This is a genomic window from Pseudoramibacter porci, assembly GCF_009696145.1.
Lineage (GTDB): Bacteria > Bacillota > Clostridia > Eubacteriales > Eubacteriaceae > Pseudoramibacter > Pseudoramibacter porci.
On the sequence record NZ_VUMO01000002.1, the window covers coordinates 126,193 to 143,470 of the forward strand.

Below are 17,278 nucleotides of genomic sequence, written 5' to 3' on the forward strand. Positions count from 1 at the left end.
CCACGACCATGCACACAATCAAAACGATGTCGAAACGGGCAAAGCTGGTTGTCGCCGCCATCTTGGCGGCTGCGGTTGCCTTGACCGCCATCGCCTTTAACACGACGGCCAACGCCAAATCATCGAGCACTGTCTCGACAAAATCGCTGACGGCCAAGGCCAAACTGGCCTCCGGCGCGGAAGCCCAGACGTCAAAATCCGGCGACGCCATCAGCAAACAGGAAACGGTTTACGTCAAGGCGGATGCGACAGGCACCCGCACGGCAACTTACGTCTCGGACTGGCTGCAAAACGCCGGCAACGAAACGACTTTAACCGATGTTTCCAATCTTTCTAACATCAAAAACGTCAAAGGACACGAAAAGTTCACGAAGAACGGCAATACCCTGACATGGAAAACCAAGGGCAAGGATATTTACTACCGCGGCGAAACCGACAAACCTTTGCCGGTCAATGTACAAATCAACTACGAACTCAACGGCGAAAGCATTGCCCCGAAGGACTTGGCCGGAAAAAGCGGCGATGTCAAAATCACCTTCACATACAACAACGAAAGCGAAACCAACGGCATCACCACCCCCTTTACCTGTGCGACGGCCCTCGACCTGCCAACGTCCCGCTTCAGCAATGTCAAGGTGACCAACGGCGCTGTCATCAGTGACGGCAACAACAACATCGTCGTCGGGATCGGCTTCCCAGGACTCAAACAGAATCTCGGGCTGGAAAATGTCGACCAAATCAAGATTCCCGAATCCTTTACCGTTGAAGCGACGGTCAAGAACTTCAAAATGGGTGAAACCCTGACCTCGGTTTCGACAGACGTGCTCAACCGCGCAGGGCTTAAAGATATCAAGAGCTTTAAGGATTTAGACAACGCGATCAATCAGCTTGAAAACGCGAGCGGCCAGCTCGTCGCCGGCTCTCTCGCCGCACGCAACGGCTCGGCACAGCTCCAGACCGGCGCGGCCTCGCTCAACACCGGCATGGGCAGCCTGCAAAGCGGCCTGAACGCCTACACCGCTGGTGTGGCCTCTGCGGCAGATGGTTCGATCGACCTCAATAATGGAATCAATCAACTTTATAATCAAGTACCAAAGTTAACCAATGGTATTTCACAACTCTATCAAGGCAGTCAAGAGCTTACCAATTCATTCGGTACTCAAGAACAGCCTGGGGCTGTCTTACAAGGTGCTAATAATCTTGTAAGTGGTACAAATCAAGTATCATTAGGTGTGACAGCTATTAAAAATAATCTCACTGAATTTAATAATACTTTAAAATCTGTTGATACTACTAAAATCGCAACATTATTAAAAAATTATCAAAATAATCTTTCTGATGAAGGAAAAGCAGGGGTATATCTTGAAAATTATGCCAACTCTTTAGATGATACTGATAGCAATAAACAAAATATCAAAGATATTGCCGACAAACTGAAGAATAATGCAGTTACAGGCAAAACAGATTTGTATAATGCACAAAATACAATCGCTATCTTAAATAAATTACCTGACTATCAAAAACAACTTCAATATCTGTTAACAGTTGATCCAAATGATCCAAAAAGCGGACAATTGATTCAGTTAGAAAAAGGTGCTCAACAAACAGCCGCAGGAGCTGTTCAATTAAGAGGCAATTCAGAAAAAGAAAAAGGTTTATATCAAGCTGCCTATGGTATCAATAAACTGAATGAAGGATTAAAAGAACTCGATTCTAAAAACGGTGATCTAACAAAAGGCAGCGACGATCTCGCTAAGGGCTCTAAAAAGCTCAGCGAAGGCCTCAATACCCTCAATGCCAACAGCGCAGCCTTGAATTCCGGGGCGGCTCAGCTCGCCAGCGGCTCCAGCCAGCTCTACACCGGCACGGTAAGCCTGACTGACGGTCTGAATACCTTGTATTTCGGCATGAACCAGTTCAAGAAAACTGGCATCGACAAAATCGCCAATGTCTACAACAACAACTTCAAGAATCTGGCCAACAAGCTCAACGCCATCAAGAAAGCGTCAGCCGATTACAACAACTTCTCCGGCATTTCGTCCAACATGGGCGGCTCGGTCAATTTCGTCATCGAAACCGGAAGCGTCTCCAAATAAGCCATCCATTTGATGCATTCACAGCTCGAATCTCATTTCGGGCTGTGTTTTTTTTGTAAAATTCAACAATGAATGTTCACATCATGTCTAATTTTTATATTTCTTTTGGATTGTAATTGTTTTATAATAAAAACAACTTAATCAAATATATTTCAGGTGCCCTTAGATTTTTACCTAAGGGAGAATAGGGAATCAGGTGAAAATCCTGAACGAACCCATCACTGTAAGCCGTGAACCCCGCAAGATGTCACTGTCGCCAACATATCGACGATGGGAAGGCGCGGGTCCGCCTCAGGCGCACGGCAAGTCAGGAGACCTGCCCGAAATACACCCGCTGATGGATGACGGTAAAGTCCATGGCCGAATCATTCTTGTATTTCGGCTGTGGATTTTTTTATTGCCCAAAAGCCGAACGTATTATTAAATGTTCTAGAAAAAGGAGATTTATGATGACCATACTCGAAGCAGCCCGCGCTGGGCAGATCACCGACGCGATGCGCATCTGCGCAGAACGAGAAGATGTCGACGCGGAATTCATCCGCCAGGGCATCGTCGACGGCAACATCGTCGTCCTCGACAGTTCACGGGACAACATCCGCCCCGTCGCCGTCGGCAAAGGCTTAAAAACGAAAGTTTCCGCCTCTGTCGGCATGTACGAAGAAAAAGACACCATCGACGGTGAAATGGAAAAGATTCAGGCCGCTGTTAAAGCCGGCACCGACACCATTATGGATTTGTCCGTCCGCGGCCCCATCGAAGAAATGCGCGAAAAGGTGCTGTCCACCGCTGACCGCCCCGTCGGCACCCTGCCCATGTACGAAACATTGGCCAAGGCTGCCGCTGAACACGGCACGGCCATGGACATGACCGAAGACGACATCTTCGACATGATCGAACATCAGGCCGCTCAGGGCGTTTCCTTCCTGGCCATGCACCCGGCTACCACTTTGGAAGTCATCCGCCACGCCAAAGAAGAACACCGCATCGATCCCCTCGTTTCCTACGGCGGGAGCCACCTCATCGGCTGGATGCTCTACCACCAAAAAGAAAACCCGATGTACACCCAGTTTGACCGGGTCATCGACATCTGTCACAAATACGACACAGTCTTGAGCTTTGCTGACGGCATGCGTCCAGGCTGCGTCGACGATTCCCTAGATGCGCCGCAGGTTGAAGAATTGGTCCTGATCGGCACCCTTGCCCGCCGCGCCAGAGAAGCCGGCGTTCAGGTTATGGTTAAAGGACCGGGCCACGTCGCTCTCGACGAAATTCAGACCACCGTCCAGCTTGAAAAGAAACTCTGCCACGGCGCTCCGTACTTCATCTTCGGGATGCTGCCGACCGACACCGGCGCCGGCATGGATCACATCACCTCTGCCATCGGCGGCGCCGTCGCCGCGTATTACGGCGCAGATTTCCTCTGCTACGTCACCCCGGCTGAACACATCGGCATGCCGTCCAAGGATGACGTTTACCAGGGCGTCATTGCCTCCCGTATCGCCGGCCACGCCGCAGACGTTGCCAAAGGCCTGCCTTCCGCTGTAGAATGGGATAAGGAAATGTCCGAAGCCCGAGTCAAGATGAATTTCCCGGCACAGTTTAAACTGGCCATCGATCCGGAAACCGCTGAAAGAATGTGGCGCGAACGCTCGGACGATTTCTCCAGCGAATGCACCATGTGCGGCAAATTCTGCGCCGCCCGCATCGTCGAAAAGGTATTGAACGGCCAGGAAGCGCCGACTAGAACAGAAGAGGTGTTAAAGTAATGACTACGCAAATGCTCGAAGCCCGCAAGGGTCATATCACAGAAGAAATGGAAATTGTGGCGAAAAAAGAAGGGGTCAGCCCGGAATATATCCGCGATCAAGTCGCCGTCAGCCACATCGTCATCCCGAAGAACATTCACCGCGACCGCAGCAATATCTGCGGCATCGGCGCCGGTCTGGACGTCAAGGTCAACTCCCTGATGGGGACCTCTTCTGACCGCAACGATAAGGAAATGGAAAAACGCAAGCTTCAATTAATCGAAGAAGCCGGCGCCGACGCCTTCATGGACTTGTCCACCGGCGACGACATCGACGGCATGCGCGCCCAGTCCATCGCCTCCTCGAACATTGCAGCCGGCTGCGTGCCGGTTTACCAGGCTGCGGCTGACGCCATCGAAAAACACGGCTCCATCGTCGGCATGACCGCAAAGGAAATGCTCGACACTATCGAAAAACAATGCCAAGACGGCATGGACTTCATGGCCATTCACTCCGCGTACAACTTCTGGGTCCTCGACACCCTGAAAAAAAGCGGCCGTCTCACCAACGTCGTCTCCCGCGGCGGCTCTTTCCTGACCGCCTGGATGCATTACAACCAGAAGGACAACCCGCTGTTCACCGAATTTGACACCATTCTGGAAATCCTCAAATCCACCGACACCGTACTCTCCATCGGCGACGCCATCCGCCCCGGCTGCAACTGGGATTCCCTCGACGCGCCACAGGTGGCCGGCCTGATGGTCGCAGGCGACTTGGCCAAACGCGCCATTGAAGCCGGCGTTCAGGTCATGATCGAAGGTCCGGGCCACGTGCCGCTGAACCACATCGCCACCACCATGCAGCTGCAGAAACAGCTCTGCCACGGCGTGCCCTATTACATTTTAGGCTTCCTCGCCACCGACGTCGCTCCGGGCTACGACAACATCACCGGTGCCATCGGCGGCACCTTCGCCGGCATGTACGGCGCGGACTTCCTCTGCAACCTGACTCCGGCTGAACACCTCGGCCTGCCGACAGAAGAAGACGTCGTCACCGGTGTGCGCACCGCCCGCCTCGCTGCGGACTGTGTCAACATGCTGCGCCGCGACAGCAAGAGCTACAAACGCTCGCTGAACATGGCGAAAGCCCGCGTGGCCGACGACCCGCAGGCGCAGATCGACAACGCCCTCTTCCCTGAACTGGTGAAGGAACGGATGAGCGCCGAACCGGCACACGACCACTGTGCCGCCTGCAGCGAAGGCCTCTGCCCGGCAGATTACTCTTACCAGTATTTCTTCGGTGACTGATTCTCAATCTAAAAGGAGCACAAACATGGCAAACCTCACCCTCGACACGGTTTTAAACGGCATCGAACCGGCTGATCAAGCCTGGGAAGAAAAGGCCAAGGCCCGCGTGGAAGCCCTCGCGGTGCCGCCTTGGTCCCTCGGCCGCCTGTCCCACCTCGGCGTACGCCTGGCGGGCATGCAGCGGACCATCCACCCCGACGTCACCCGTAAAATGATCATCACCTGCGGCGCAGACGAAGGGGTCGCGGAAGAAGGCGTCTCAGCCTTTCCCCAGGAAGTCACCCAGGAGATGCTGCGCAACATCGCCTGCGGCGGCGCGTCCATCAACGTCTTGGCCAAAGCGGCCGGCGCTCAGGTGCGTCTCGTCGACTGCGGCGTCAAGGGTGATTTTCCAGAGCTGATCGAAAAGGGCGTCCTTGTCGACAAAAAGGTCGCTTACGGCTCACAAAACATGCGCAAAGGCCCGGCGATGACCAAAGCACAAGCGGTTGCTTCTCTCGAAGGGGGCATTGCCGTCGCCGCTGACGCCATCGAAAACGAGGGCATCCAACTCCTCGGCACCGGCGACCTCGGCATCGGCAATACCACCCCGTCCGCCGCAATCCTCGCCGTTATCGGCCACCATTCTGTGGAAGACGCCACTGGCCGAGGCACCGGCCTCGACGACGCTGGGCTGGCCAACAAAATTCAGGTCATCAAAGACGCAATTGCGCTGAACCAGCCGGACCCGTCTGACGGCCTCGACGTGCTGGCAAAAGTCGGCGGCTTCGACATCGGCGGCATCGCCGGCACGATTCTTGGCGCCGCCTACCACCGCACACCGATTTTAATCGACGGCTTCATCTCCACGGCCGGCGCCTTAATCGCCAAGACGCTCTGCCCGACTGCGGCCGACTACATGATCGCCGCCCACAAATCTCAAGAGCCGGGCCATACCCTGATGTGGCAGACCCTCGGCCAAAAACCGATTCTCGATTTGGACATGCGCCTCGGCGAAGGCACCGGCGCCGCTGTCGCGATGCACATCGTCGAATGCGCGGCCCGGACGATGAACGACATTCTGACTTTTGAAGAAGCGGCCGTCACCAATAAAAACTAATGCCATGAAATACGATCCCCACAAAAGCGGTGCCCAGTATCTCGAAGATCTGGCCACCTCATATTGGTACGCAAGTGCCCTATTCACAGCCCTGGACTCAGGGCTGTTTAATGTCTTACAGAAAAATAACGTGCTGAGCGCCGAAGACGCTGCTGCAAAACTCGGCTGGCAGCCCGGACCGACGGCACGTTTTTTAAAGTTGCTTAAGGAAATGGGCCTCGTCGATGTGTATGCAGGCAAATGGTACAACACCGGCCTCACCACCGACCATCTCGTCGACGGCGCCCCCCAGGATCAGCGAGCGAACATTCGCTGGCGCCGAGACCTTCGCGGCGAATGGGACACCCTGCCCGACGTGCTCGCCGCCGGCACCCGCACGCTCTTTCCGCCTGACGACGTCTGTGAGGCCGACATGCACGCAAGACGCGTCGAATACCTCAAAGCGATGGACGCCGTCATCGACGGCAAAATCGCTGAAATGCTGCCGATGTTTACCCGCGCGCTGCCTGAAAACGCGGCCGTGCTCGACGTGGGATGCGGCAGCGGCAAATTCGCGATGTCGGTGCTCGCCGCCTGCCCCGGCGCCACCGCCGACCTGATGGACATTCGGCAAATGACGCCCATCACCAGAGCCTTCGCTGACGCCTGGCCCGAAGCTGCGGCAAGCCACGCCCAGACGGTCGATCAAAACATCTTAGAGCGGCCGTGGCAGGTGAGCCGTCAATACGACTTGATCATTCTGTCCAACATCGTTCACGCCACCGCCGAGGCGGAATCGGCATCGGTGCTTGAAGAGGCCACCGCCCATTTGGCGCCAGACGGCATCCTGCTCGTGCACGATTTCTTTTTAGAACACGACCCGGTTAAGTCCCGCCTGTCCGACATCAACATGATGGTCAACACCTACAACGGGCGGGCTTACTCGGCGAAATGGACGGCCGACACACTGAAGGCGGCCGGCTGCGGCGCGTCTGCCTTTGTGCCTTTGTCGACCGACACCGGCGTCCTCTTTGCCTGCCAAAAGGCGGACCGGCTTAAAGATCTGGCCCTCGACCCAGCCGCTCAGCTGATCCCCAAAATCAAGGCCCTCGGTTTTGCCGACGCCATCCCCTTTAAGGCCGACGACGTTGTCTTTTCGCCCTTTGCCCGGAACAAATGCCAATACGGCTGCCAATCTGCCTACGAAAAGACCTGCATCTCCAACCGGGACATGAGCTACGACGAAACCCAGGCGATGGTGGGCGACTACCGCCGCGGGCTGCTGCTGTGCTCGGAGCCGCCTACCGGCGATTTTCAAAGACGCTGCCTCGCAGCGGAGGCTGAAGCCTTTAAATCGGGCTTTTACAAGGCCTTTGTGTTCTGGGCCGGGCCCTGCAGCATCTGCAAGACCTGCGACCCGAAAACACCCTGTGCCAACCCGGCCCACCATCGTCCGTCAATGGAAGGCTGCGGCATCGACGTCTACGCGACGGTCAATCAAGTCGGCGAAACCCTGCACCCGCTGCGGCGCCGGGGCGAGACCGTCAAATACTACGGTCTGCTGCTGCTCGACTAATCCAAGTACTCCTAGAAAAGAGCGTTTATGAAATCAAAAATTTTACTGGTTCAGGCCATTTCCATGGAAGGCCTCGACATCGAACGGGTCTACCCCATCGGCATCGTCACCCTCGGCACCTTATTAAAACGCAGCGGCCACTACGACGTGAAAATTTTCGACATGAACATGTCGGCCAACCCCTACGCCGAGCTGAAGACTAAAATCGCTGAAACTGAGCCGGACGTGATCGGCATCTCGCTGCGCAACCTCGATCCTCTGGGCAACCGCACCACCTCGCTGATCGTGCCCTTTGCCATGACCGTCCGCTTCATTCACCAATTTGCGCCGGACACGCCGCTGATGGCCGGCGGCACCGCCTTTACGCTGTTCCCCGAACGGCTCATGGGCGATTTTCCGGAAATCACCTGCGGGATCGTCGGCGAAGCGGAAAACAATGCCGTGCCCCTCGTGGACGCGCTGACGGCCCACGAACCCCTTCCCGATCTGCCCGGCGTCATCCGGCGGGACGGCGAAGGCCTGCGTTTCAATCCACCGGACGGCAGTTTCGACATGCACAGCTACCGCATGATTGACCGGGATTTACTCCCGCCGGCGGATTACCTCAAAGTCAACAAATACGTCGAAAGCATCGGCGTCGAAACCAAGCGGGGCTGCTGCTTCCATTGCGGCTACTGCGAATACCCGAAAATCTCGGGCCGGTGCATGCGGCTGCGGGATCCCCTCGCTGTCGTCGACGAAATTGAATACCTCAAGGAAAAATACGGGGTGACGCGCATCCATCTGACGGATTCCATCGTCAACGTGCCGCCGAATCACCTCGACACGATTTGCGAAGAGCTGCTGCGGCGGGATCTCAGCATCCATTGGAGCGGCTTCTTCCGCGAAGACACCCTCACCCGGGAAAATACAAAGCTTTACGCCGAATCGGGCTGCGAATCCTTTTCCCTCTCGCCCGACGGGCTGTGCCAAAAACATCTGGACATGCTGGACAAGCACCTCACGGTCGACCAAATTCTCGAAGCGGCTCATGTGTTAGCGGATACCGGCGTCATCGCCGTCTACCACTTCCTCGTCAACGTCCCCGGTGAAACCCGGGAAACCATCGAAGAAGCGAAAAAACTCATCGACGCCATTTACGGCATCCACGCCGGCACCAAAAGCCTCGGCACCATCGTCCTTAACCTGATCCGGATCATGCCCGGCACGAAAATCGAGCGCCTTGCCCTCGAGGACGGCGTGATCACACCGGAAACCGATCTGCTTTATCCGGTTTATCACGATCCACCGGCCACCCGCACTTCCCGCTACGAATTGGAGGTCTACCACCAGACGCGCAACATCGCCATGTGGAACGGCTTTGATCTGCCGAAGCCGATGAAATAAATAAAGGAAATTGATATGAAAATCTTATTGCTTGAACACCCCAGAAAACCGGCGGAAGACCGTCAAAACGACATTGCCAACACGACACTGGCCTCCTGTCTGACTTCCGGCTATCTCGCCGCCAACCTGCTCAAGGCCGGCCATTGCGTCGACCTTATCGAAGGGTACATGGAACATCTGTCCTACGACGCCATCGAAAAGGAAGTCGCCGCTTTCAGACCGACGCTTCTAGCCGTCCACCTCGTCTACAACTGGGAAGACAACCACGTGCTGTACACCTTCCTGACCCGGCTGAAAAAACAGTACGGCATTGAACACCTTTCTGTTTACGGCTATTACCCGACTTTTGCTTACGAAGAAGTCCTCAGCCGCTGCACCGCCATCGATTCGGCGATGCTCGGCGAAAACGAACAGACCGTCGTCGACCTGGCCGCCCATCTCGATCACTGGCAGGACGTCAAGGGCTTGGCCTTCAGAACGGAAGACGGCGTCAAGGCGTCCTTCGGCACCCTGGTGAAGGACCTCGACACGCTGCCCTTCCCGATCCGCAAGGCGACGTCTTACCCGGGCGGCGAGGTCAACATCCTCGGCAGCCGCGGCTGCTACAACACCTGCACCTTCTGCTACATCAACCCGTTCTTCGGCGACGACACGGGCTGTCCGCGCTGGCGCACCCGAACGCCGGAAAACATCCTCGCTGAAATCGATCAAGTCATCGCCCAGACCGACCACCGGTATTTTTACTTCGACGACCCCAATTTCTTCGGCCCCGGCAAAGCCGGACGCGACCGAGTGTTAAAACTCGCCGAGCTGCTCAAGACCCGGCCGATTACCTTCGGCATTGAAGCCCGGGCCAACGACATCGACGAAGCCACCACGGCGGCGCTGGTCGACGCCGGCATGACGGATATCCTCGTCGGTCTCGAAAGCGGCCGGCAGGAAGTCCTCGACCGCCTCGACAAGCACACCACTGTTGCCCAAAACGAGGAAGCGCTGAAAATTTTGAGAGCCCACGGCATTGAACCCAACGTCGGCTTCATCATGTTTGAGCCGGATTCGTCCTTCGACGACTTGCGCACCAACTTCGATTTCCTGATGCGCAACGATTTATTAAAGCGCCTGGAAATTTCGGTGAACGTGCTCTATCACCATCAAATCATCCTCGCCGGCAGCGAAAGCTACAAGCAGCTTCAGCGTGAGGGCCGGCTGCACATCTCGGACCACTCAGTTTACGAGGCGACGACGGATTACCTCGATCCGGATATCGCCGCTTTTGCCCGGTTCATGCGCCGCCTGACCAATCACATCTTCGACTGGTCCGCCGGCACCTGGCAGGCCGCTGCTGACGGCGAGCCCGAAGCGCGGGCCGCTTTCGACCGGGTCAACACCGTCCTCGTCGGCTGGTTCAAAGCCATCTTGGACGCGCCGGCAAAACTACACGATTTCGACGCACTGGCCGCAGAAGCTGAGGCCGACGTCGACCGCGCCATTGCCGGATAATCGACTTCAAACAAAAACCGCAAGGCTGTTCAAACGCACAGCCTTGCGGTTTTTTACAGGTGTTTTTCGCCCCAGTCTTTAAGCTCCAAGAGAATGGGGATCAGCGACGTGGCCTTTTCCGTCAGGGCATATTCCACCCGCACCGGCATCTCGTCGTACTGCTGCCGGAGAATCAGGCCATCGGCCTCCATTTCCCGCAGAGACTGGGCCAGCATCGTATTGGTGATGCCGACAATGGTCCGGCGGATTTCCCCGTAGCGCATCGCGGCGTGGCCGTGCATCGCGCAGAGGATCAATATTTTCCATTTGCCGCCAATGGTATTTAATACTTTGCGGACGCCGCAGCCCTCGCCGCCAACCGTTTCGCAGATTATGTCTTTCTTTTTCACTTTACGCCTCACTTGCTTTATTTTTTCTTAACGCTCAGTTTTTTCTGACCACCTCAATAAAAACTGCGTACTTGATCATTTTTTTATACCACGTATAATAGACTTATCAAAAGAAAAATGCAACCACAAAGGAGGTTTTGATTATGGCCACACAATTTACAGAAGCCAATTTTGAACAGGAAGTGCTCCAGAGCGACGTTCCGGTCGTCGTCGATTTCTACGCCGATTGGTGCGGCCCCTGCAAAATGATGAGCCCGGTGGTCGAAAAACTCGCCGACACCTACGCGGGGCGCGTCAAAATCGGGAAGCTCAATACCGATGAAGCGCAGTCTCTCGCCGCGAAATACGGTGTCATGAGTATTCCGAACATCGTCTTTTTCAAAAACGGTGAAGTGGTCGACCGCCAAGTCGGCGCCGTCCCCCAATCAGTTTTGGAAGAAAAAATCAAAAATCTATAATGTCACCCTTCCCCCCAAAAAAATCGCCTCGGGATGCTGATGAATCATCAGCCCGAGGCTTTTTTATTAATCCACGTCTTCTTCCAGCTCGAAATAGGCGCCGGGCACACCCAAGGGCGCAAGCACCTGCGCGAGTTTGTCGAGGGTGCTCATGATCGCGCTGGCGTGGGGATTGGTCATGGCGTCCCGTCTGTAACAGCTTAAATTCGTCGTGCCAATGGCGCTGCGCGCCTTGCCGTTGTAAAAGGTCATCTCCTGGGTGTAGCCGTCGAGAATCATCGTGCAGGCCTCATCGTAAAGGTCTTCGTAACCGTACAAATCGGGATTGCTGACGATCCGCTTGACCTGGGCCATTGTGCCCTCGTCGAGATCGATGTACCTGTAATCCTTCGGCCGGCTGTCCTCTGGTTTGCCGTAGCCGACGCGGCAGCCCTCGCCGTCTTCGACAATTTCGACGCCGGAAATCGGCAGGCCCCAGGCATCGCTCAGCCGGTATTCAAACCATCGTATTGGCGCATTTTCCATGGGTTCCTCCATTTTGTCCTATTCTCATTTATTTTCACTCCGATTATAACACACCCCCTGAACCCGGGCGGATGCTTAAAAAAAAATACATGGCGCCGCGCATTTCTTGCCGATTCTGGCTGACTTTGACCAATTCTATGATATAATCTAATCAAAGTTTAATATTACCTTAAGAAAGGAGCCCTTTCATTGGCAACCTCTCAAAAATCCAAGCGCAAGCTCTCACTGCTTCCGCGACTGCTCATCGGCATCGCCGCTGGTATTCTCATCGGCAGCCTTGGCAATATTCTGCATATTGCCCACACCCCCGGCTTCACCGGATTGATCCGCGTGATCGCGACTTTTGTTGCGCTCTTCAGCGAGTTTCTCAATTTCACGATTCCGCTTTTGATCCTGGCTTTCGTTTCAGTCGGACTGGCCGAACTCGGCAAAAAGGCCAACAAGCTCTTTGGTATCACCCTGGCCTTAGCTTACTGCTCGACGATTATCGCCGGGTTTTCCGCCTATTTTCTCGGCAGCACCTTATTGCCGAAACTCGTGCGAAAAATCGGCGGATCGGTCATCACCGGCAAGTCCTTCGACCCGATCTTTACGATTTCGATGAAACCGGTCTTCCCGATCATGACATCGTTGATTTTAGCCTTCGTCCTCGGACTGGCCATGGCCAATCTCGAAACGCCGACGTTGATGAACGCGGTCCAGGATCTGAAGAAAGTCATTGTCGTCGTCCTCGAAAAAGTGATCATCCCGCTGATCCCGTATTACATCGCCGGGACCTTCGCCAAAATCGCGGCGGCCGGTCAGCTCGCGCCGACGATTATCATGTTCGCGAAGCTCTACATCTGCATCCTCTGTCTGCAATGGGTGTACATCCTGTTCCAGTTTACGGTGGCCAGCGGCTGGCGCCGGGAAAACCGCTGGAAGGATCTCAAAAACATCGTACCTGCTTATTTCACAGCGCTGGGGACTCAGTCCTCCGCCGCGACGATTCCGGTATCCCTGCAGTCAGCAGCTGATAACGGCATCGCGCCGGACGTCCGCAACTTCGTGATTCCGCTCTGCGCAACCATTCACTTGGCCGGCGACACCATCTGCTTGACATTGGGCTCCATGGGGATCATGCTCGCCTGCGGCCTGCACCCGACTCTGAATTTATTCGCACCGTTTATCTTCATGCTCGGCATCACCATGGTCGCCGCACCTGGCGTCCCTGGCGGCGGCGTCATGGCCGCCCTCGGCATCATCAAGTCCATGCTCGGGTTCACCTCTTCGATGTGTGAGCTCATCATCGCCCTGCACCTGTCTCAGGACAGCTTCGGCACCGCCTGCAATATCACTGGCGACCAGTCGGTTGCAGCCATTGTCGATTATATTGACAGCAAGGACCGCGAAAGCGAGCCGCGCATTTCAGCGCCTTCTGAAAAAACGGAAGAAGCCGAATAATCATTTTCCCGCATTAAAAAACGCCAAAATCTGACGATTTTGGCGTTTTTATTTAATTGGTAATATTTCGACGCTTTTACTTCGCACTTGTCTTTTTGCGGATGATAATCGCAGCCGCTCCGACCAGCGCGGCCAGCGCCATCCAATCGGCGTATTGAGTCCAGTTGGTGTCATCGCCGGTGAGTACCGCTGTGATGCTCTTGCCTTCTATTTTCTTCTGAACCGGTGATGCCTGTGTGGTTAGCTTCGATTGCGTTTTTGTTGTCGACTTGTTCGAATCTTCTGTCGTCGTATGCTTCGGGTCTTCTGTCGTTGGTTTGCTCGGATCTTCCGTCTTGCTGCCCTCCGGATCCTTCGGATCGGTGGTCGTGCTTTCTTCTTTTTTCGGGGTTGAATTAAAGGCCTTGGCAGTCGAGATCGTCTTTTTGCCCATCACCGCGCCGACCATGTGCTGGAAGTCTTCACGTCCGACGGGGCTGTACATTTGCATGGACTTCAGCCAAACCTTATCGGCCGCCGTCGCGGTCACCCTGCCGCTGACCTGCTTGTCGGAGACGAGTTTAAAGGTTTCGCCGGCCTTAACGGTCGTGCCGCCGTTAGCCGTTTGAATCGATACGCCGTCCCCTTCGACGCTAAGCTGATAGCTGCCGTTGTAGTTTGTCGGCTCGCTCACCATCAAATCACCGCTGACCCATTGCTTGGTGTTTTCGTCGTAGTTCAGAGTCGCGTCGCCTGAGATGCTGATCTTTTCTGAAGACGGCTCGGTGCGCAAAATTTTGCTGTTGGCGTCCGACGCCTGATACAAGATGCCTGCCAATGGGTAATCCGTATACGCCTGGCTGCTTGCAGTGAGATTGTTATCTGGAATTCCATACTCGTTCATCAGCCGCCAAACCGCACGCTGCGTCGCCTGATAAGCTTGTTTTTCGGTAACGTAATACGAGTTTGCGTAAGCCTGTGCGTACGCTTCAAGCGGCGTCTGGCCATTGGCATAATAGATACACAACGCTGCTTTATAAAAAGGCAAAGCGGTGATGTCCTGATAGGTGAGCCCCGATGGCGTCTTTAAGTGCGTCGTGTTGGTGCTCGACGGATAGTAATCGCCGACTGCGGTCAAAAACGCGCTGAGTTTATTTAAATTTTCTGTGTTGTGATTGGTGTAGTCGCTGTAAGTGAACTGGGTGTCGCCCAGAACATCCGCAAAATCCGTACGGAGCACCGACGGAACAGCGAGCATTTGATTGAATTCGGCCTCGCCGATTGACGTCGGGTTGGCGACAATCTGATACAATCCAAAGCCGTTGTAAGGGTAGCCCGCGTACAAAATAGTCATCAGCCGAGATATAAAGGTGTTGTACTCATCCGTGCTTTTAAAATCCGACGCTGTCAAATACCCCTCTGTATAATCCGGTACACTAGATATGCTCGGTGTCGTATGCGGCCAATGCAATTTATTGTTCATACAATAAATCAGAAAACGATCACCAGCATTGGCCTGTTGGGCCACAGACGCCGGGATGTAGTGCATGTCAGTTGTGCTGTCATATTCGATCGCGAACGAATCACTCGACGCGGCAAAGACGGAGAATCCCGCTGTCAGGGTTAACACCGCTGCCAGAACTGCTGTCAAAAATTTTTTCATAAATTTTCCTTAACCTCTACTTTAGAATTTTTCCTAAGTATATCAAAATGGATAACCCCTCGCAAAGGTTTTCTCTCTTTCTTAATCCCTTTTAAGAATTTATCGTGAATAACCTTTATGCACAATATAAAGGCCTGTTGGATTCAGCGGTTAAGGCGCATAAAAAAGAGCGGCCGCCGCCGCTCTTTTGATAAAAATCTTTAGTCTTCTTCCAACATTGCCCGTCCAAATTGATCCGCCGCGAGAAGTGCGTTCACCACTTTTTCCGGATTGACTTCCACCGGCAGATTGTGCAAGGTGTCGTCTTCCGCGCAGGCCGCTTCCGCCACTGGCATCAAATGTTCGCGGCTTAAATCGGTGATCCCGAGTTCGCCGAGGGTGACCGGCAGGCCGATTTCGACCATCCAGCTCAGAATATCCACTAAATCGTCTTCCGGAATGTTTTCGAGCACCAATTGGGTCAAAGTCCCGAAGTTGACCTTTTCACCGTGCTGCATGGCGTGGCATTCCGGCAGCACCGTCAGCCCGTTGTGAATGGCGTGAGCGCCGGCCAGCCCGCCGGATTCAAAGCCGATGCCCGAGAGCAGGGTATTCGCTTCGATGACTTTTTCGACCGCTTCGGTGCAGGCGCCACCGGACAGCGCGAGTTTCGCCTTCAGCCCTTCTGCCCGCAGGGTGTCGTAGCAAAGGCGCGCGATCCCGAGGGCCGCTTCGCTGACTTTGCCCGACGCACAGGTAACCGCACCGGACTGATAGCACGCCCGCGCTTCAAAATACGTTGCCATGGCGTCGCCCATGCCGGAAACGGTGAAGCGCAGCGGACTTTTCGCAATGATGTCTGTATCCATCAGCACCACATTCGGGTTAGACGGCAGGAATAAATAACTTTCGAAGACGCCGTCTTCCGTGTAGATAACCGACAGCGCCGAGCACGGTGCGTCCGTCGAGGCGATGGTCGGTGCAATGATCACCGGCGTTCCCGCTTTGTACGCGACCGCCTTCGCGGTATCGAAAATCTTCCCGCCGCCGACGCCGACGACAACATCCGCTGATTCGTCTTTGACAATTTGAATCAGCCGGTCGATTTCGCTGTTGCAGCATTCGCCGTTAAAGTGTTCAAACACACATTTAGCCCCTGCCGCTTTAAAGCTGGCTTGAATCTGATCGCCTTGGCGTTTCACGCCGCCTTCGGAAATCAAAATCAACGCTTTGTCGCCCAGTTTCTTCGCGTAATCCCCCAAATCGTTCATCGCGCCAGGTCCCTGGACGTACTTCGACGGTGAAATAAATACCTTGTTCATTGACATTTACCCCTTCTTGGCAATCGTATTGCCGAATTTTTAACAATATTATAACCGGAAATGTTTAGATTAATCTTTATTTTATCTGAAAACGTTGTGAAATAAGTGTCAAATTTTTATAAAAAACGCCCGGACCTGAGCGATCAGATCCGGGCGGTGTGCCGCGTTATGCTTTTTTCATATTTTTCTGGCCGTAATCGTCGCGGAAGCGGACCATCATCCGTTCCATTTCGTCTTCGTCGAGAATCACCGGCTTGCCGATGGCGCGGGCCAGCACGTAAACCTTCGCGCATTGCTCGATCTGATCGGCGATGTTGAAGGCCCCGGCGATGGTTCTCGCCCCGGCCACCATGCCGTGGTTGGCCATCAGCGCCGCCTGACGGTCCTTCATGGCTTCGAAGGTGGCTTTCGCCAGCTCCGGCGTGCCGTAGGAGGCGTACTCGCCGCAGCGGATTTCCGGCCCGGCAAAGGCGATCAGATAATTGGACGCCGGCAGGGGTTCCCGCAGCGTCGCGATGACTGTACAATAAGTCGAATGGGTGTGGACGATCGCGTCCAAATCGTCACGGTCGGTGTAAAAGATCCGGTGTAGTGCGTGTTCGCTCGAGGGCTTGCGCTTGCCGTCGACGACGTTGCCGTCCAAATCCATGACGACCACGTCCTCCGGCTGCGTTTCAAAATAATCCATCCCCGACGGGCTCATCGCGTAGAGCCCTTTTTCGCGGTTGAGGATGCTGATATTGCCGCCGGTGCCGGTCGTCAGCCCCGCTGTGATGAGTTTCTTACAGTAATTGACCACGTCAATGCGTTCTTGTTCGAGCAGCATATTCCC

The 17,278-nt window shown here is 54.7% G+C and carries 13 protein-coding genes, 1 pseudogene and 1 riboswitch; of the genes and pseudogenes, 9 read left to right on the top strand and 5 right to left on the bottom strand.

All coding sequences use genetic code 11. From position 1 onward, the window contains the following. Positions 1 to 8 precede the first annotated feature (8 nt). From FYJ52_RS02330 to FYJ52_RS02360, 7 genes are all read left to right on the top strand, one after another. The gene (locus tag FYJ52_RS02330; protein WP_154575647.1) at positions 9 to 2,096 is read left to right on the top strand and encodes a hypothetical protein; all 2,088 of its coding nucleotides are present in this window, start codon (positions 9 to 11) and stop codon (positions 2,094 to 2,096) included. Between the two features lie 137 nt (positions 2,097 to 2,233). Then, positions 2,234 to 2,434: riboswitch (cobalamin riboswitch) on the top strand. A gap of 111 nt (positions 2,435 to 2,545) precedes the next feature. Further along, entirely contained in the window at positions 2,546 to 3,862 is a 1,317-nt protein-coding gene (gene thiC / locus FYJ52_RS02335; protein ID WP_154575648.1) for a phosphomethylpyrimidine synthase ThiC, read from the top strand. Next, positions 3,862 to 5,148, top strand: coding sequence for a B12 lower ligand biosynthesis ThiC-like protein BzaB (gene bzaB / locus FYJ52_RS02340; protein WP_154575649.1), 1,287 nt, complete (start codon positions 3,862 to 3,864; stop codon positions 5,146 to 5,148). The genes thiC and bzaB overlap by 1 nt, the downstream gene beginning before the upstream one ends. A 25-nt stretch (positions 5,149 to 5,173) precedes the next feature. After that, a complete protein-coding gene (cobT, locus tag FYJ52_RS02345) occupies positions 5,174 to 6,247 on the top strand; it encodes a nicotinate-nucleotide--dimethylbenzimidazole phosphoribosyltransferase (RefSeq protein ID WP_154575650.1) in 1,074 nt (357 codons plus the stop codon). 4 nt (positions 6,248 to 6,251) lie between these two features. Next, positions 6,252 to 7,802: a DUF2284 domain-containing protein gene (locus FYJ52_RS02350; protein ID WP_154575651.1), complete on the top strand. Its 1,551-nt coding sequence runs from the start codon at positions 6,252 to 6,254 to the stop codon at positions 7,800 to 7,802. Positions 7,803 to 7,829: 27 nt separating this feature from the next. Continuing rightward, positions 7,830 to 9,188, top strand: coding sequence for a B12 lower ligand biosynthesis radical SAM protein BzaD (gene bzaD, locus FYJ52_RS02355; protein ID WP_154575652.1), 1,359 nt, complete (start codon positions 7,830 to 7,832; stop codon positions 9,186 to 9,188). Positions 9,189 to 9,203: 15 nt separating this feature from the next. Next, entirely contained in the window at positions 9,204 to 10,688 is a 1,485-nt protein-coding gene (locus tag FYJ52_RS02360; RefSeq protein ID WP_154575653.1) for a B12-binding domain-containing radical SAM protein, read from the top strand. A 53-nt stretch (positions 10,689 to 10,741) separates the two neighbouring features. Here FYJ52_RS02360 and FYJ52_RS02365 read toward each other — a convergent pair whose 3' ends face one another. Continuing rightward, complete coding sequence (locus tag FYJ52_RS02365) at positions 10,742 to 11,077, bottom strand: winged helix-turn-helix transcriptional regulator (protein WP_328598749.1); 336 nt, start codon at positions 11,075 to 11,077, stop codon at positions 10,742 to 10,744. A 116-nt stretch (positions 11,078 to 11,193) separates the two neighbouring features. On the opposite strand from FYJ52_RS02365, the pseudogene trxA reads away from it, so the two are divergent. After that, positions 11,194 to 11,535: pseudogene (gene trxA / locus FYJ52_RS02370) on the top strand (thioredoxin); the annotation flags it as partial. A gap of 66 nt (positions 11,536 to 11,601) precedes the next feature. Here the strand turns inward: trxA and FYJ52_RS02375 are convergent. Then, positions 11,602 to 12,060: a hypothetical protein gene (locus tag FYJ52_RS02375; protein ID WP_154575655.1), complete on the bottom strand. Its 459-nt coding sequence runs from the start codon at positions 12,058 to 12,060 to the stop codon at positions 11,602 to 11,604. Positions 12,061 to 12,249: 189 nt separating this feature from the next. Between FYJ52_RS02375 and FYJ52_RS02380 the strand changes: the two genes are divergently transcribed. Next, positions 12,250 to 13,503 (top strand): dicarboxylate/amino acid:cation symporter, encoded by a 1,254-nt coding sequence (locus FYJ52_RS02380; protein ID WP_154575656.1) that lies wholly within the window; start codon positions 12,250 to 12,252, stop codon positions 13,501 to 13,503. Positions 13,504 to 13,579: 76 nt separating this feature from the next. On the opposite strand, the gene FYJ52_RS02385 is transcribed toward FYJ52_RS02380, so the two are convergent. From FYJ52_RS02385 to FYJ52_RS02395, 3 genes are all read right to left on the bottom strand, one after another. Then, positions 13,580 to 15,145, bottom strand: coding sequence for a Cys-Gln thioester bond-forming surface protein (locus FYJ52_RS02385; RefSeq protein ID WP_154575657.1), 1,566 nt, complete (start codon positions 15,143 to 15,145; stop codon positions 13,580 to 13,582). 200 nt (positions 15,146 to 15,345) lie between these two features. After that, positions 15,346 to 16,446 (bottom strand): glycerol dehydrogenase, encoded by a 1,101-nt coding sequence (locus FYJ52_RS02390; protein ID WP_154575658.1) that lies wholly within the window; start codon positions 16,444 to 16,446, stop codon positions 15,346 to 15,348. Between the two features lie 166 nt (positions 16,447 to 16,612). After that, positions 16,613 to 17,272: an L-fuculose-phosphate aldolase gene (locus tag FYJ52_RS02395; protein WP_154575659.1), complete on the bottom strand. Its 660-nt coding sequence runs from the start codon at positions 17,270 to 17,272 to the stop codon at positions 16,613 to 16,615. Positions 17,273 to 17,278 lie beyond the last annotated feature (6 nt).

Coding starts and splice junctions, on each gene's coding strand:
- FYJ52_RS02385 (WP_154575657.1), bottom strand. CDS start 15,145: ATGAAAAAATTTTTGACAGCAGTTCTGGCAGCGGTGTTAACCCTGACA.
- thiC (WP_154575648.1), top strand. CDS start 2,546: ATGACCATACTCGAAGCAGCCCGCGCTGGGCAGATCACCGACGCGATG.
- FYJ52_RS02360 (WP_154575653.1), top strand. CDS start 9,204: ATGAAAATCTTATTGCTTGAACACCCCAGAAAACCGGCGGAAGACCGT.
- cobT (WP_154575650.1), top strand. CDS start 5,174: ATGGCAAACCTCACCCTCGACACGGTTTTAAACGGCATCGAACCGGCT.
- bzaB (WP_154575649.1), top strand. CDS start 3,862: ATGACTACGCAAATGCTCGAAGCCCGCAAGGGTCATATCACAGAAGAA.
- FYJ52_RS02330 (WP_154575647.1), top strand. CDS start 9: ATGCACACAATCAAAACGATGTCGAAACGGGCAAAGCTGGTTGTCGCC.
- FYJ52_RS02395 (WP_154575659.1), bottom strand. CDS start 17,272: ATGCTGCTCGAACAAGAACGCATTGACGTGGTCAATTACTGTAAGAAA.
- bzaD (WP_154575652.1), top strand. CDS start 7,830: ATGAAATCAAAAATTTTACTGGTTCAGGCCATTTCCATGGAAGGCCTC.
- FYJ52_RS02350 (WP_154575651.1), top strand. CDS start 6,252: ATGAAATACGATCCCCACAAAAGCGGTGCCCAGTATCTCGAAGATCTG.
- FYJ52_RS02375 (WP_154575655.1), bottom strand. CDS start 12,060: ATGGAAAATGCGCCAATACGATGGTTTGAATACCGGCTGAGCGATGCC.
- FYJ52_RS02390 (WP_154575658.1), bottom strand. CDS start 16,446: ATGAACAAGGTATTTATTTCACCGTCGAAGTACGTCCAGGGACCTGGC.